General features: G+C 42.7%; 12 protein-coding genes. 7 read left to right on the plus strand and 5 right to left on the minus strand.

What is annotated here, in order from left to right; all coding sequences use genetic code 11:
- Positions 1-2 precede the first annotated feature (2 nt).
- The 7 genes from rimO to HMPREF9448_RS06420 all read left to right on the plus strand — a co-directional run bounded on the left by rimO (position 3) and on the right by HMPREF9448_RS06420 (position 9410).
- Positions 3-1307 carry a 30S ribosomal protein S12 methylthiotransferase RimO gene (gene rimO, locus HMPREF9448_RS06390; protein ID WP_008861767.1) on the plus strand — a complete coding sequence of 435 codons (1305 nt, stop codon included), beginning with the start codon at positions 3-5 and terminating at the stop codon, positions 1305-1307.
- A 14-nt stretch (positions 1308-1321) separates the two neighbouring features.
- Positions 1322-2419 (plus strand): chorismate-binding protein, encoded by a 1098-nt coding sequence (locus HMPREF9448_RS14170; RefSeq protein ID WP_008861768.1) that lies wholly within the window; start codon positions 1322-1324, stop codon positions 2417-2419.
- A gap of 7 nt (positions 2420-2426) precedes the next feature.
- Positions 2427-4112, plus strand: a complete 1686-nt coding sequence (gene menD / locus HMPREF9448_RS06400) for a 2-succinyl-5-enolpyruvyl-6-hydroxy-3-cyclohexene-1-carboxylic-acid synthase (protein ID WP_008861769.1) — start codon at positions 2427-2429, stop codon at positions 4110-4112.
- A 31-nt stretch (positions 4113-4143) separates the two neighbouring features.
- A complete protein-coding gene (gene menB / locus HMPREF9448_RS06405; protein WP_008861770.1) occupies positions 4144-4968 on the plus strand; it encodes a 1,4-dihydroxy-2-naphthoyl-CoA synthase in 825 nt (274 codons plus the stop codon).
- Positions 4969-6018 carry an o-succinylbenzoate synthase gene (locus HMPREF9448_RS06410; RefSeq protein WP_008861771.1) on the plus strand — a complete coding sequence of 350 codons (1050 nt, stop codon included), beginning with the start codon at positions 4969-4971 and terminating at the stop codon, positions 6016-6018.
- The gene (locus tag HMPREF9448_RS06415) at positions 6009-7025 is read left to right on the plus strand and encodes an AMP-binding protein (RefSeq protein WP_040296013.1); all 1017 of its coding nucleotides are present in this window, start codon (positions 6009-6011) and stop codon (positions 7023-7025) included. Before HMPREF9448_RS06410 ends, HMPREF9448_RS06415 begins: the two co-directional genes overlap by 10 nt.
- Before the next feature lie 159 nt (positions 7026-7184).
- Positions 7185-9410 (plus strand): glycoside hydrolase family 3 C-terminal domain-containing protein, encoded by a 2226-nt coding sequence (locus HMPREF9448_RS06420; RefSeq protein ID WP_008861773.1) that lies wholly within the window; start codon positions 7185-7187, stop codon positions 9408-9410.
- Positions 9411-9489: 79 nt separating this feature from the next.
- On the opposite strand, the gene HMPREF9448_RS06425 is transcribed toward HMPREF9448_RS06420, so the two are convergent.
- The 5 genes from HMPREF9448_RS06425 to HMPREF9448_RS06445 all read right to left on the minus strand — a co-directional run bounded on the left by HMPREF9448_RS06425 (position 9490) and on the right by HMPREF9448_RS06445 (position 15923).
- Entirely contained in the window at positions 9490-10191 is a 702-nt protein-coding gene (locus HMPREF9448_RS06425; protein ID WP_008861774.1) for a Crp/Fnr family transcriptional regulator, read from the minus strand.
- 169 nt (positions 10192-10360) lie between these two features.
- The gene (gene trxB / locus HMPREF9448_RS06430) at positions 10361-11308 is read right to left on the minus strand and encodes a thioredoxin-disulfide reductase (RefSeq protein ID WP_008861775.1); all 948 of its coding nucleotides are present in this window, start codon (positions 11306-11308) and stop codon (positions 10361-10363) included.
- A 21-nt stretch (positions 11309-11329) separates the two neighbouring features.
- Positions 11330-11917: a LolA-like putative outer membrane lipoprotein chaperone gene (locus HMPREF9448_RS06435; RefSeq protein ID WP_157260349.1), complete on the minus strand. Its 588-nt coding sequence runs from the start codon at positions 11915-11917 to the stop codon at positions 11330-11332.
- A gap of 50 nt (positions 11918-11967) precedes the next feature.
- On the minus strand, positions 11968-14442 hold the full coding sequence (locus HMPREF9448_RS06440; protein ID WP_008861777.1) for an FtsK/SpoIIIE family DNA translocase: 2475 nt from the start codon (positions 14440-14442) through the stop codon (positions 11968-11970).
- Positions 14443-14513: 71 nt separating this feature from the next.
- A complete protein-coding gene (locus HMPREF9448_RS06445; RefSeq protein ID WP_229037033.1) occupies positions 14514-15923 on the minus strand; it encodes a TrkH family potassium uptake protein in 1410 nt (469 codons plus the stop codon).
- Between the last annotated feature and the right edge of the window lie 8 nt (positions 15924-15931).

Here is a 15931-nt window from a genome sequence, read left to right on the forward strand (position 1 = left end):
CAATGATAAAAAATAGCGTTGATATTATTACGTTGGGTTGTTCGAAAAATTTGGTGGATTCCGAACGATTGATGCATCGTTTCGCAGAAGCCGGTTATAAGGTGAGACATGATCCTGAAAAAGTTTCGAGTGAGTTTGTCGTAGTGAATACTTGCGGCTTCATTGGAGATGCCAAAGAAGAATCTATCGAAATGATTTTACAAATGGTCGAGGCTAAAAAAGCTCATAAGATACATCATCTTTATGTGATGGGCTGTTTGTCTCAACGTTATCGGGAGGAATTGGAAACCGAGATACCCGAGGTAGATAAGTTTTATGGAAAATTCGACTGGACTGATTTGTTGACGGATTTGGGATCGCGAATTTCCGAGGAGAAAGATTTCGGGCGCATACTGACAACTCCGCCTCATTATGCCTATGTGAAAATTGCCGAAGGTTGTAATCGATTTTGTTCTTATTGTGCTATTCCTTTAATTACTGGGCGCTTCGTTTCTTATCCTATGGAACAGTTGCTTGATGAGGTGAAGAGCTTGGTTTCGCAGGGCGTGAAAGAGTTTCAGATTATTGCTCAGGATTTATCTTCCTATGGGCTTGATTTGTACGGGAAATTGAAATTACCGGAGTTAATCGATCGCATGGCGCAGATTCCGGGTGTGAAGTGGATACGGTTGCACTATGCTTATCCGTCACAATTCCCTTATGAGATATTACCTGTTATACAGCGTCATGATAATGTTTGCAAATATCTCGATATCGCATTGCAGCATATCAGTGACCATGTGTTGGTAGATATGCGTCGGCATGTGACGAAGCAGGAGACTTATGATTTGTTGAAACGCATACGAACGGAAGTCCCCGGCATACATATTCGTACGACATTGATGGTGGGATACCCCGGTGAGACCGATGAGGATTTCGAGGAATTAAAGGAGTTTGTTCGGGAGGCTCGTTTCGAGCGTATGGGAGCGTTTGCCTATTCCGAAGAAGAGGGTACTTATGCGGCCAATCATTTTCCCGACTCTATCCCGGAGGAAGTGAAACAGGCCCGACTCGACGAGTTGATGGCATTGCAAGAAGAAATAGCACTTGAAAGCAATGCTTCAAAGGTAGGTCAAATATTTGATGTGATAGTCGATCGGGAAGAGGAGGACTATTATGTGGGGCGTACGGAGTACGATTCTCCCGAGGTCGATCCCGAGGTGCTTATTGCAAAAGATCGCTTTCTGACTGTTGGAGATTTTTGTCGGGTAAAAGTCGTCGAAGCTCTGCCTTTTGAGCTTATGGCTGTTCCCGTGGAGTTGGATTGAAAAGTCGGTGCAATATGGCGAAAGAGGTTGATTCTATACATTTACTATCTTGTGCTATTGAGGCGAGTTTGGGGAATGATTTTCCGGCTTTCGCTTTTCGTCTGCCGGGCGAAGATGGTTTTTATTGGGGGGCCTGTGAGCCTGATAGACTTATGACTCTTGCCGATGGCGTTTTTCCGGAAAGACAGGAGGGCTTCTTTTTCGCACCTTTTGAAGAAGGCGAGTTGCCTCGTTACTTTTTCCCTGTGAAAATACAACGGGCCGAAGAGATCAGTTTGGAGGCGTTGAATTATGGGGCGGGACAAACTTTGGCAAATTTGGAGATAAAACCGGTAGATAGTTCTTTTGAACAGTATGAAAAACAAGTAAATACGCTTGTTGCAGCAATGTCTCGTAAAGAGATAAAAAAGGCTGTTCTTTCCCGCACCGTTACATTGAACCGTCCGGTAGTTTCCGATGGGCAGCTGTTTTTTCGACTGGCTGCAAAATACGATTCGGCTTTTGTTTCGTGGGTCAATGTGCCCGGTATAGGACGATGGATAGGAGCTACGCCCGAAACATTGCTTGATTGTGACGGAGTGTCGTTGACTACGATGGCTCTCGCAGGTACGCGAAAGGCGGGAGCGAAGGAGCCGTGGGGACAAAAAGAACAAGAGGAGCAACAAATTGTGACCGATTATATATCGAAGGTATTTAGAGATAAAGGTCTCGAACCGATTATCGGTGAGCGGTTTTCTCGCAAGGCAGGACAGGTGGAACATCTGTGTACGCCTATTTCTCTGAAAGTCGGTTCGGCAAACGGGAGATTGGCCGAGATATTGTCGGTGCTTCACCCTACGCCGGCTGTGGGTGGGTATCCCAAAGAACTTGCGATGGAATGGATTCGTCGAGTAGAACCGCATGAGCGCAGATATTATGGCGGTTATTTGGGCCCTATGTTTGGTGAGCATGTTCGTTTGTTCGTCAATCTTCGGTGCATGGAAGTAGACGATTCCCGATTGAGATTGTATGTCGGCGGAGGTTTGACCGATAAATCGGACCCGGAAAGTGAGTGGAAAGAAACCGAGGCGAAAGCGCAGACTTTGCTGTCGATTATCAATGGTTATAAGTAGAGTGAATATGAAAACGACCGATAAACAGGGCTGTAATATTCTTGTCGCACTTTTGGCGGAACATGGTGTAAAGCGTGTCGTTCTATCGCCCGGATCGAGAAATGCTCCTTTATTAATGGCATTTTCGCGTACACCCGATATACAGGACTATGTCGTTGTCGATGAACGTACAGCGGCTTTTATGGCATTGGGTATGTCGCAACGTAGCGGTGAACCTGTGGCATTGGTTTGTACATCGGGAACAGCGTTACTCAATTATGCGCCGGCTGTTGCCGAGGCCTATTACCAACATATTCCGTTGATAGTTATTTCGGCGGATCGTCCTATGGAGTGGATCGATCAGGACGATAGTCAAACATTGCGGCAGTACGGCGCTTTGTCTCACTTTGTGAAACGTTCGTATAATTTACGGGCGGAACTGTCTTTGCCGATGGACGGGTGGTACTTCAATCGTTGTATAAACGACGCTTTGTTAACGTCATTGTCGGGAGAAAAGGGCCCTGTTCATATTAATATCGCTGTTTCCGAGCCGCTCACGCAAGAAATGGATATGCCTTCCGTACGGGAGCGTTTTGTTACTCGCATACCTTCGTCGAGCATTCCCGATGAGCATTCTATGAAACTTTTGTGCGATGAGTTTATGTCGGCTCGAAAGGTGTTGGTTTTAGTGGCTTTCTCACAGCCTGACGAGCAGTTGAGTCAAGCTCTTTTACGTTTAGCGGAATTGCCGCAGGTTGTCGTTCTTACCGAAAGCATAGCCAATGTGAGGGGGAAGAATTTGATACCTACGATCGATAGGGTTTATTCGGTAATCGATAAAGCGGAATGGGAAGATTATGCACCCGATTTGCTCATTACATTAGGCGGATCATTGGTGTCGCGTATGATAAAGGCTTTTTTACGGCAGCATAAGCCCAAGTTGCATTGGCGTATATCACAAGGCGATCATGTAATAGATACGATGCAATCGTTGACTTGCCATATCGATTCTCAGGCTGCATCGTTTTTAGAGGTGTTGTCTCGAAGTGTATTCCCGATAGAGAGCGACTACTCGATGCTGTGGCATAGGAAAGAGGTGATTGCTACTCGTTTGCACGACGATTATATCGCTCATGTCGAGTGGTGTGATTTGAAAGCATTTTCATTGATATTACCTGCGATTCCGCCGGGAACAGCATTGCAGCTTTCCAACGGTACTACGGTACGCTATGCCCAGTTGTTCAAGTGCGAACAGGTGTTGCGGAGCGATTGTAATCGGGGCGTGAGCGGTATAGACGGCTCCACCTCGACCGCTGCGGGTGCGGCTTGTGTGGGTGAGGGAATGACGGTGTTGATTACGGGAGATATGAGCTTTTCGTATGATGTAAATGGGTTATCATCGACTTATCTTTCTCCTCGGTTTAAAATTATCGTAATGTGTAATGGGGGTGGGGGAATCTTTCGATTTATTAAACCGACTTCCGATTTGCCCGAACTGGAAACTTGTTTTGAAATACATAGAGATATTTCGGTCGAGAAATATGCCGATTTGTTCGGACTTCGTTATTTCGAGCTCAATGATGAGAAATCGGCCGCAGAGGTACTTTCTCTCTTTTTTGCCGAAGAAGATCGGCCGGCTATACTGGCGGTCCACACCCCGAATGTTTATAATGCCGAGGTTTTGCGGGGATACTTCCGCCGGTCGAGGCAATGATGATAATGATTCAATTTAAAAATATAAGAATATGGAACCGATAGATTGGAAAACGATTAAGGAGTATGAGGATATACTTTTCGATTATTGTGATGGAATCGCGAAGATAACGATTAACCGCCCGCAAGTATATAATGCGTTTCGTCCGCAAACGAATTGTGAGATGCTCGATGCCATGTCTATTTGTCGGGAACGTTCCGATATTGGCGTTATCATTCTGACGGGAGCGGGAGACAAAGCGTTTTGTTCCGGTGGAGACCAGAAAGTAAAAGGAATTGGCGGTTATATCGATGAAAACGGTGTCCCGAGGTTAAATGTTTTGGATTTGCATAAAGCTATACGTTCCATTCCCAAGCCGGTTATCGCTATGGTCAACGGTTATGCGATCGGAGGCGGGCATGTGTTGCATGTGGTATGTGATTTGACAATCGCTTCGGAGAACGCTCGATTCGGACAGACTGGCCCGAAAGTGGGAAGTTTCGATGGAGGATTCGGCTCGTCCTATTTAGCTCGTATCGTAGGGCAGAAGAAAGCGCGCGAAATATGGTTCCTATGTCGCCAATATTCAGCGAAAGAGGCAGAAGAAATGGGGCTGGTCAATAAAGTTGTTCCTTTCGACCGATTGGAGGAAGAGACAATCGAATGGTGTCGAACGATATTGAAACGTAGCCCGATGGCTATACGAATGATTAAGCGGGCGTTGAATGCCGAACTTGACGGGCAGCGGGGGTTGATGGAATTTGCCGGTGATGCCACTCTCATGTATTATCTCATGGAGGAGGCGCAGGAGGGCAAGAATGCTTTCCTTGAAAAGAGAGACCCCGATTTCCAGAAATTTCCCAAATTCCCCGGATAGATGTTAAAGGCAAGTTATACTCCTTATATACTTCATTTCAAAGTCCCTAGCGGAACTTCTCGGGGTGTTCTCACGCAAAAGGAGACCTATTTCTTGAAAGTGTGGGACGAGCATAATCCCGATTGTTTCGGGATAGGAGAATGCGCACTGTTTAAGGGATTGGGAGCAGACGATCGTCCTGATTATGAAGCTATGTTGCAAACGGTTTGTCGGGGTATCGACCGAATAGATGAAATAGATTTGTCTACATGGAGTTCTATCCGTTTTGGAGTGGAGACCGCCTTACTCGATTTGCAGCATGGCGGACGACGCATGATTTACCCGTCTGAGTTTACTGCCGGGAAACAAGCGATTGAAATAAACGGATTGATATGGATGGGCGATAAGCGCACTATGGCTTCCCGTATCGATGAGAAATTAGCGGCCGGGTTCTCTTGTATTAAGTTGAAAATTGGAGCGATAGATTTCGATGATGAATGTGAATTGCTGGCTGCAATTCGGCGACGATATCGCCGGGAGGATATAGAGTTGAGGGTCGATGCCAACGGTGCGTTCTCTCCTTATGATGCATTGGAACATTTGCAACGTCTTTCGGCTTATGATTTACATTCGATAGAACAGCCCATACGAGCCGGACAATGGGAGGCGATGGCTCGGTTGTGCGAAGAAACTCCTCTACCGATAGCTCTTGACGAAGAATTAATCGGGATAACCGATTCCACCGAGAAATTAGCGTTATTGGAGACGATTTCTCCGCAATATATCATTTTGAAGCCTTCTTTGATAGGGGGATTTTCGGGTGCGGAAGAGTGGATCGAATTTGCTCGGAATTGTCGTGTGGGTTGGTGGATAACATCGGCATTGGAATCGAATGTGGGATTGAATGCAATTGCGCAATGGACGGCGACATTGCCTATAAATATGCCTCAGGGATTGGGAACGGGAGCTTTGTACACCAATAATATACCGTCACCGTTGGAGCAGATAGGAGATGAGTTGAGATATAATCCTGATAAAACTTGGATTTTTTCGATGGATTCATGGAAATAAGGCTAAATCATCGTATTTGTCGTAGTCGAGAAGAGATACTCAATGCTTCTACACCCGAAGTGGCTGCTTTTCTCGATGAGTGGTTCGCACCTTCCGATTTTGTTTGGGGACATACTTCGGGATCGACCGGAACTCCAAAGCCGGTAAGATTACTGAAACGAGATATGGAGGCTTCGGCACGGTTGACCAATGACTTTTTCGATATTACCTGTCGTTCGGTAATGTTGTTATGCCTGTCGCCCGATTATATTGCCGGTAAAATGATGATTGTAAGAGCCTTGTTATCCGGTGCTGATTTGTTGGTCGTAACTCCTTCGTCGTTGCCTTTGACGACAATAGACGAGCCTATCGATTTTGCCGCGATGGTTCCGGCGCAAGTAGTCGAATCTTTGAAAAGTACGATGCAGAAATCAAGACTTTCTCGTATAACGTCTCTGATAATAGGTGGTGCACCTTTATCTCCCGGTACTGAGGTGGAGCTGGAAAAACTTCCTGTCGATATGTATGCTACTTATGGTATGACCGAGACAGTTTCGCATGTCGCATTACGCCGTATCGGTGACTCTTTGTCGTTATATTGTGCGTTGGATGGTATATCTTTTTCGATAGATGAACGAAATTGTTTAATCATTCACGCTCCGCACTTCTCTGTAAAAGAGTTTGTAACGAACGATGTGGTTGAGTTGGTAGATTCTCGGAATTTTCGATGGATAGGACGGTATGACCATGTGATCAATACGGGAGGGATAAAGGTTTTTCCAGAGTTGATCGAAAAGAAAATAGCAGGTCTGTTTACACGCCGTTTTTTTGTAACGTCTTGTGACGACCTGAAATGGGGTGAATCGGTTGCTCTCGTTATAGAAGGCGAGGCTTTGTCTCTGGAACAAGAAAAAATATTGCTGGAAAAGATTCGGGCAAAAGTAAATAAATATGAGTTCCCACGTAAAGTATTGTATGTGCAGAAGTTTAAGGAGACGTCTTCGGGAAAAGTTATACGGAATATTTAGTCCTTTTTCTTCGTTGAGAAAGAATTAGAAATATAAAATTTATGATTTTATTTTGATAGTAATAAAAATGTATTTGTATTAACTTGTCTTGCCGAATACTCAAATTATATTTACCTTTATTGCAAATTTAATATATCTCTAACATTTTAATATTTTACCATGAAATTTTTTCAAAATTTAGTATGGGTAGCCATTTTTTCGTTATCGGGTACAGTGGCCGCTCAAACACCTGTTTATCTTGATGAAACCAAGCCGATGGAAGACCGAATAGAGGATGCTCTGTCGAGAATGACGCTCGAAGAAAAAGTGGCATTGTGCCACGCACAATCCAAATTCAGTTCACCGGGAGTGCCTCGTTTGGGATTGCCCGAAAATTGGATGACCGACGGTCCTCATGGAATTCGTGCCGAGGTCATTTGGGACGAATGGGACCAAGCAGGGTGGACGAACGATTCTTGTATGGCATTCCCGGCATTGACTTGTTTGGCAGCGACTTGGAATCCTGAGATGGCTCTGTTGTATGGCAAATCGATAGGCGAGGAAGCGCGATATAGAAATAAGAATGTATTATTGGGACCGGGTGTCAATATCTACCGTACTCCGTTGAATGGTCGTAATTTTGAATATATGGGAGAGGATCCCTATTTAGCTTCGGAGATGGTGGTTCCTTATATCGAAGGGGTACAGTCTAACGGGGTAGCAGCCTGTGTGAAGCATTATGCGTTGAATAATCAGGAATACGATCGGCATGCTGTCAATGTGGAGGTTAGTGACCGGGCTTTATATGAAATTTATCTTCCAGCGTTTAAAGCTGCTGTACAAAAAGGAAAGGCTTGGGCTATTATGGGAGCCTACAATCGTTATAAGAATCAATATTGTTGTCACAACCAATATTTGTTGAACGATATTCTCCGAAAAGAATGGGGATTTGATGGTGTCGTAATATCGGATTGGGGTGGAGTATTCAATACGAAGGAGGCTGCTTATAATGGTTTGGATATGGAGTTCGGGACTTGGACAGATGGTTTGACGAATGGTAAAGGAGATGCGTATAGCAATTACTATTTGGCGCAACCATTTCTTGATTTGTTGAAAAACGGGACGATTCCGGAATCTGTTGTCGATGGCAAAGTTCGAAATATATTGCGTCTGATGTTTCGTACTACGATGAATCGAAACAGACCTTATGGCTCTTTCAAAACCCCGGCTCATGCTTCTGCTGCTCGTAAAATCGCCGAGGAAGGCATTGTGTTGTTACAGAACAAAAATAATGTATTACCCATTCGTTTGTGCGAAACCAAACGCATCTTGGTTGTCGGAGAGAATGCGATAAAGATGATGACGGTAGGTGGCGGAAGCTCTTCGTTGAAAGCCCAATATGAGATATCCCCATTGGACGGATTGAAGGCAAGAGTCGGAGATGCTGCTGAGGTGATGTATGCTCGTGGATATGTCGGTAATATCGATGGATCTTATAATGGGGTGGTTTCCAAAGTCAATCTTGCTGAATCTCGGTCTGCCGATGAACTGCTCGATGAAGCTGTAAATAAAGCGAAGTCGGCTGATTATGTCGTTTTTGTCGGCGGTTTGAATAAAAATAGCCACCAAGATTGTGAAGGTGGAGATCGCACATCGTATGGGCTTCCTTATGGTCAAGACCGAGTTATCGAGGCTTTGTCTCAGGCCAATCCCCGCACGATAGTCGTATTGATTTCGGGAAACAGTGTGGCAATGCCGTGGATAGACCAGGTCCCTGCCATCGTCGAAGGTTGGTATTGCGGTAGTGAAGCCGGTAACGCATTGGCTTCTATATTGGTGGGCGATGTCAATCCTTCTGGAAAACTCCCGTTCAGTATGTATGTCAAATTGGAAGATTATCATGCTCATTCATTCAATGATTCGATTGTTTATCCGGGGTTGAATCACCAACAAATTTATAAAGACGATATTTTTGTAGGCTATCGTTGGAGCGATCTTCACAAGAAAATACGACCGATGTTCAGTTTCGGTCACGGATTGAGCTACACGACATTTGAATATGGTAAAGCCGAGATCGATAAGAAAGTCGTGCGACAAGGTGAAAGCCTCCGGGTTCGTATCCCTGTAACCAATACAGGCAATAGATCTGGGGCGGAAATTGTTCAGTTGTATGTGAGTGATTTGAAATCGAGTTTACCCCGTCCGAAGAAAGAATTGAAAGGATTTAAGAAAGTTGATTTACAACCGGGAGAAAGTCAAATCGTAGAGTTTGAGATAGACGAGTCGAAGTTCTCTTATTTCGATGATAAGAAACATGCCTGGGTTGCGGAACCCGGGAAGTTCGAAATATTGATAGGATCCTCTTCGAGTGATATAAGATCGAAGGTCGCGTTTGAGTTGGAATAATTAATCTGTGTAAAACAAAGCACTCTCGACAAATTTGTTGAGAGTGCTTTGTTTTACTTATTATAGCCCAAGTGGGATATTATCCGAATTTGCTAATTTTTCGTAACCGTTCTTCATCTATAATTTGTATGCGTCGGCCATCGACTGTTATGATTTTTTCGTTTGTAAAACTCGATAGGGTGCGTATGGCGTTAGATGTTGTCATGTTCGATAAGTTAGCTAAATCTTCACGAGCCATATAGATGTTGAGTGTAAGTCCATCTTCTTCGACACCGTAATTTTCTTTAAGTACCAATAAGGATTCGGCTAATCGTCCTCGAATATGTTTTTGTGTGAGATTGACTGTGCGGGCATCCGAAATGCCTAAATCGTTGGATAGTTCTTTAATGAAAAACCAAGCCAAGCCGTTATTTTTGCGAATATGTTCTTCTACTAACGGCATGGGCAAGAATCCCACAATAGAATTTTCAATGGCTGCTGCTGCCGTTACATAAGGTTCGCGAGAGAAGTATGCCCGATAGCCGAAATATTGAACCGGTCGAATTAATCGAATAATTTGGCTCCTGCCCCCAACACCGTCTTTGTAAATTTTTACTTTACCTTTTAATAAGCACATTAGTTGTGCGGGATTTTCTCCCTCACTGTAAATAATTTCATTCTTTTTGAAATTCTGAATTTTAAAGTTTTCGGCGATAATGCGTTTTTCCTCATTTTCAAGAAGAGCCCAAAAATCAGACATTTCTTGTTGTAGTATGGATTCTAATGTGCTTTTTTTAACCATTTGCCTTATAACTATGTTTTACAGCACAAAAATATATAAAAAATTGATACATTGTTCCTTAAAAGAGGAAAAACTATAATATTTAATAGTAAATCGGGATTTATATCAATAAAAAATAAGGAGCGTAAATGATTTTTTCGCTCCTTATTTGTATAAAGCAAAAGTGTCCTTATAGGCTGTTATTTATAAGATATCGTTCGGCATCCATTGCCGCTTTACAACCCGATGCCGCCGCAGTGATAGCCTGTCTATACCGGGGATCTGCGACATCTCCGGCAGCGAATACACCTTCTATGTTAGTTTCGGTTGTGTGAGGTGCAGTAACTATATATCCGTTTTCATCGAGGGTAATGGAATGTTTGAATATATCTGTATTAGGTTTGTGTCCAATGGCAAGGAAAAATCCGTCTATGGGTAAATCGTAACGCTCTTCATGCGCTGTGTCTTTGCCTTTAACCAAATGTACTCCTTCCACTCCGTTTTCTCCGAACAATCCTTCGGCTTGAGTTTCAAATAAGATTTCTATATTAGGATTTTCATTGACACGGCGTTGCATGATATTGGAGGCTCTTAGAAAGTTTTTTCTGACGATTAAGTAAACCTTAGAGGCTAAGTGGGAAAGGTATTCTGCTTCTTCGCAAGCCGTATCGCCTCCACCTACTACTGCGACTATTTTTTTTCGGTAGAAAAATCCATCGCAAGTAGCACAGGCCGACACTCCCATGCCTGCATATTTAACCTCATCTGGGAGTCCTAAATATTTGGCCGAAGCACCAGTAGAGATGATTAAGGCATCGGCTTCTATAATTTTTTCACCGTCTATGGTTATACGATATGGTTTTTGAGAAAAATCGACAGCAGTGGCAATTCCTCGGCGAATGTTTGCCCCGAATCGTTCGGCTTGTTTTTTCAAATCTTCCATCATATCGAATCCTGATATACCTTCGGGGTATCCCGGGAAATTTTCTACATCGCTGGTCGTTGTTAGTTGTCCGCCCGGTTGCATGCCTTCATATAGAACTGGTGATAGGTTTGCTCGTGAAGCATAAATAGCTGCCGTATAACCGGCCGGTCCTGAGCCTATAATTAGACAACGTATGCGTTCGTTTTGTTCCATAATTTCTATTTATTTGTGTTATTAGCGTAAATCGATAAGTTCTGCTTTTGGATATTGCTTTTTGTTAAAAACAAATGTCGAGTCTGGAAAGTTTTGGTCGGTAGCATATTTTGATAAGTTGATTATGCTATATGTCCGATCGCTATAATAGAGCTTAAAAGAGCTTGGATTCCACGTAGTTGTATTGATAATAATTATAATGTGGTCTATATTTGTTCCTTTCTTCTTTGGTGTAAGTTCTGCTATACTTTCTTTGGAACTTTTTGACTTTAATGTTTTAATGTAGAAGTCTTTTTTGTAGTTATTGATGAGTATGTAGGGATTGACTGTTGCGATTTCTTCGGTCGTTGGTTCGGTTAGGTTTACTTCCTCTGTTGCCTTTACGTATGCCCATTGTTGTAAACCATCGTACCATACAGTCATAGATGTTGTATTCCAGTAAAATTTGTTCTCAGATAGTTTTATAGTTCCGTTTTGTTTTTCTACGGGTTCGTTCAGTGCATTAAAAACGGTCAGTGTAAAAGTAGCCGATATACCGTTCGATTGTTGGAATTTACCAACGACTTTATCTAATGCCTGTGTACCGTTTTGTGCATGTAGAGGTTTCATGCTTAATAGTAGAAAAAGTACAGAGCAGTATAGTAGAATGCGATTTGTTTTCATTTCATTAATTCTAATTTGTTTTCGAGAGCCATAATATCCACAATCAGTACTTGTCGAGGTTTACCCCCTTCGCTTGGGCCTACGATACCGGCAGCTTCCAGTTGATCCATCAGTCGTCCCGCTCTATTGTATCCGATGGAGTAGCGTCTTTGTAAAGACGATGTGGAGGCCTGCCCTGAAACGACGATCATTTTAGCGGCTTCCTCGAATAGGGGGTCTCGGTTGATTACATCGTTTCCATTGCTCCCTGCGTCACTGTCGGGATTTTTATATTCTGGAAGTTCATATGGTTCGGGGTATCCTTGTTGTTTGCTGATATACTCACAAATTCGTTTTACTTCGGGAGTATCGATAAACGCACATTGAATACGTTTCAAATCACCACCTTCGGTAAATAACATATCACCTCGTCCGATGAGCTGGTTTGCTCCGGGAGCATCGAGTATAGTCCGTGAATCGACCATTTGCATGACTCTGAAAGCGATACGTGCCGGGAAATTTGCCTTAATGTTACCGGTGATAACGGTCGTTGAAGGACGTTGTGTAGCTATGATCATGTGAATACCGACAGCTCTCGCTTTTTGTGCTATTCGAGCGATGGGCATTTCGACGTCTCTGCCTGCCATCATAATTAAATCAGCGAACTCATCGATAATCACCACGATATAGGGCATGAATTTGTGTCCGTTATTCGGATTCAGTTTTCTATGGATAAACTCTTCGTTATACTCTTTGATTGTTCTCACATTTGCTTTGGCGAGTAGGGCATATCGATTATCCATTTCGATACAGAGAGAATTTAAAGTGGCGATAACCTTGTCGCTGTCGGTAATTACGGACTTTTCTGCGTCGGGTAATTTAGCCATAAAATGTCTTTCTATAACCGAATAGATACTGAATTCGACCATTTTGGGATCGACTAATACGAATTTTAATTGAGCCGGGTGTTTTTTATAAAGTAAAGATGTGATAATGGCATTCAGCCCGACGGATTTTCCTTGTCCGGTAGCACCAGCCACCAATATGTGAGGCATTTTACAAAGATCTGCTATGCAGACTTCGTTCGTAATACTTTTTCCTAACGCAAGGGGAAGTTCATATTTACATTCTTGAAATTTTTTGGAAGCTAAAACAGAATACATAGAGACCATTTTAGGATCTTTGTTCGGTACTTCGATACCGACGGTTCCTTTGCCGGGAATAGGGGCTATAATGCGAATCCCTAACGCCGATAGGCTGAGGGCAATATCGTTTTCCAAACTTTTTATCCGGGCTATTCTTACTCCGGGTGCTGGTTTTATTTCATAAAGAGTAACGGTAGGACCCACAGTCGCCGTAATGGAACTGATTTCTATATTGTAATTTTTGAGGGTTTCGGTGATCAGTTTTTTGTTGGCAGACTGTTCTTCCATATTGATCTCCACCTCGCTGTTTTCCCGTTTGTCCAGTAAATCGAATGTCGGTCTTTTATAATGCGAGAGGTCTTTCGTAGGATCATAATCTTCCATAGGAGCTTGTGTAGCTAATACTTCGGTCTCAGCCGTCTCGATGACAAAGTCGGGGTCACCGGTCTCGATGGTAACTCGTTTAGTCTCCTCTTCGATAGGAAGAATATTTTCTTGTATATCTTCGAGTGTAGGGATTTCTTCGGTAGGGTCATCGGGATATTCGGGCAATGTATTTACAATATCGTTTTCCGATGAGGGTATGTTTTCAGTGTTTTGGGTTTCGTTAGATTCCGTTTCCTTATTGTCATTTTCGTTATCTGTTTCTGGATTATCCGTCCTGTTTTTTATTGCTTGGATCGCCTTCCCTGTGAGGTTGACGGACGATACTCGTCGAATATATTCAATGGTTTTATAACTTAGATGGACGAGCAATATAATAACGAGAGCTATAATGAACAGAGCCGTTCCCCATGGTCCTATCCATGCATTGAGCCATAAAGTCGCATAATACCCGTGATATCCCCCTAAATATAGGAAGGAGTTGTTATAACTGTGCATGAAAATGAATCCGAAAAAGAGAGACAAAACTATTATCGACAAGGCACAGCTAATCGTAAATCGTATCATTCGAGTATGGGCGACTTTCATGAATCGACGGCCTACGACATATAACCATAGAGAAACGATGAAAGCAGATATACCCATCCAACGATTTATCATGAGGTTGGATAAGTATGCCCCGAATGCACCCGTCCAATTTTGAATCTCGTTTCCAATGGAAGAAAGTTCTCCTACCGATAGATTCTCAACTTTACTTTGGTCGATGCTTCCTGTAAAAAAGAATGAGATGAAAGAGATAGTCAAATAGAGGGAGAATATGACTAAAATGACACCTAAAATGAAATTTACACGTTCATTTTTAAATATGTTTTTACGTATTTCTCTTTCATTCTGAGCTGTATCGTTTCCCTCTTCGGGTTGGGCTTGTTTTATTTTATTTTCTTCTAAGTCTGTTGTAGGCATATTATGAGAATACTTCGCTTTGGATTTTAGATTAGATACAAATGTACAAAAAATACTTATTCTCAACAATATTATGAGTTTTTCCAAAAGTAAGATGTGAATAAAATGAGGACTGTAAACAGTTCAAGCCGGCCGATGAGCATGATGATTGACAAAGTCCATTTTCCTAAATCGGGGATAAAAGCATAGTTACCTGCCGGACCGGTTGAACCGGCCCCGGGACCGATATTGCTGAGGCAGGAAAGTGTCGAACCGAATGCTTCTTCCATAGACAGCCCCAATGCCGATAGGATAATAGACCCTGCTATAAGTACCATGACATATACTAAGATAAATGCTAATATTTTGGATACTATTTCGTGAGATATGGCTTTCCCATTTACGCGTACAGGTAATATAGCATTGGGGTGTATGACTCTGTAAAGTTCATTTTTTGTATTTTTGGCGAGGACCACCAGCCTGTCTATTTTTGCTCCTCCACAAGTGGAGCCGGCACAAGCTCCGAAAAACATGAGTAGTAAAAATATAGTTGTAAAAAATGGGCCCCAAGCAACATAGTCATCTCCGGTGTATCCGGTTGACGTAACAATTGTTACAACCAAGAATAGCGATCTTCGAAAAGTATCTTCGAAGGAGCCGTTTTGGTCGGTTATGTATAGTCCTGTAATGACTAATAAAGTGGCGCCTAATACAATTGCCGTGTACCATTTGGTTTCTTCATTGTGTAATAGTTTTTTGAAATCTCCGGTTACGGCTCTATACACCAAAGCAAAATTTATACCTGCAATAAATGTGAATATAGTCATGACATATTCTGTGTAAGAGGAGTTCCAAAAATTTATACCGGCTTGTTTGGTCGAAAATCCACCTGTTGCCATGACGCAAAATGCTTGACAGATAGCATCGAAAAGATTCATGGGACCCAACCACAATAGGAGACAGAGAATAATGGTGAGTATGATATATACACTCCATAATTTTTTTGCTGTTTCTCCGATTTTAGGTTTCAATTTTTCGGTTGTTATACCGGTTACTTCGGAATTAAATAAAAGTAATCCACCCTGATGGTTGAGCATGGGCAGTATGGCGATTGTTAACAAGATGATACCCATTCCTCCGATAAAATGCATGAAACTGCGCCAAAAGAGAATACCATGTGGAAGAACGTCTACGTTTTCTATAATGGAAGCTCCTGTCGTTGTTAGACCGGATACCGTTTCGAAAATAGCGTCTGTAATACTCAAATGATTGGGCATTAAGCAAAATGGGAGCATCCCGAAAGCCGAGAAGAAAAGCCATATAGAAGTTACCAGTAAATAACTTTCACGCTTTCCTACGTCGTTACGGGAATTTCTAAAAATGTAGAATAATATACCACCAACGATTGCAGTTATTGATGCCGATTTAATAAAGGCCGGCGCATCTCCTTCTCCATAAATAAGAGCTACGACAAACGGAACGAGCATGAATATAGATTCCATGCATAGTA

The sequence above is a fragment of the Barnesiella intestinihominis YIT 11860 genome (genome assembly GCF_000296465.1).
Taxonomy (GTDB): Bacteria; Bacteroidota; Bacteroidia; order Bacteroidales; family Barnesiellaceae; genus Barnesiella; species Barnesiella intestinihominis.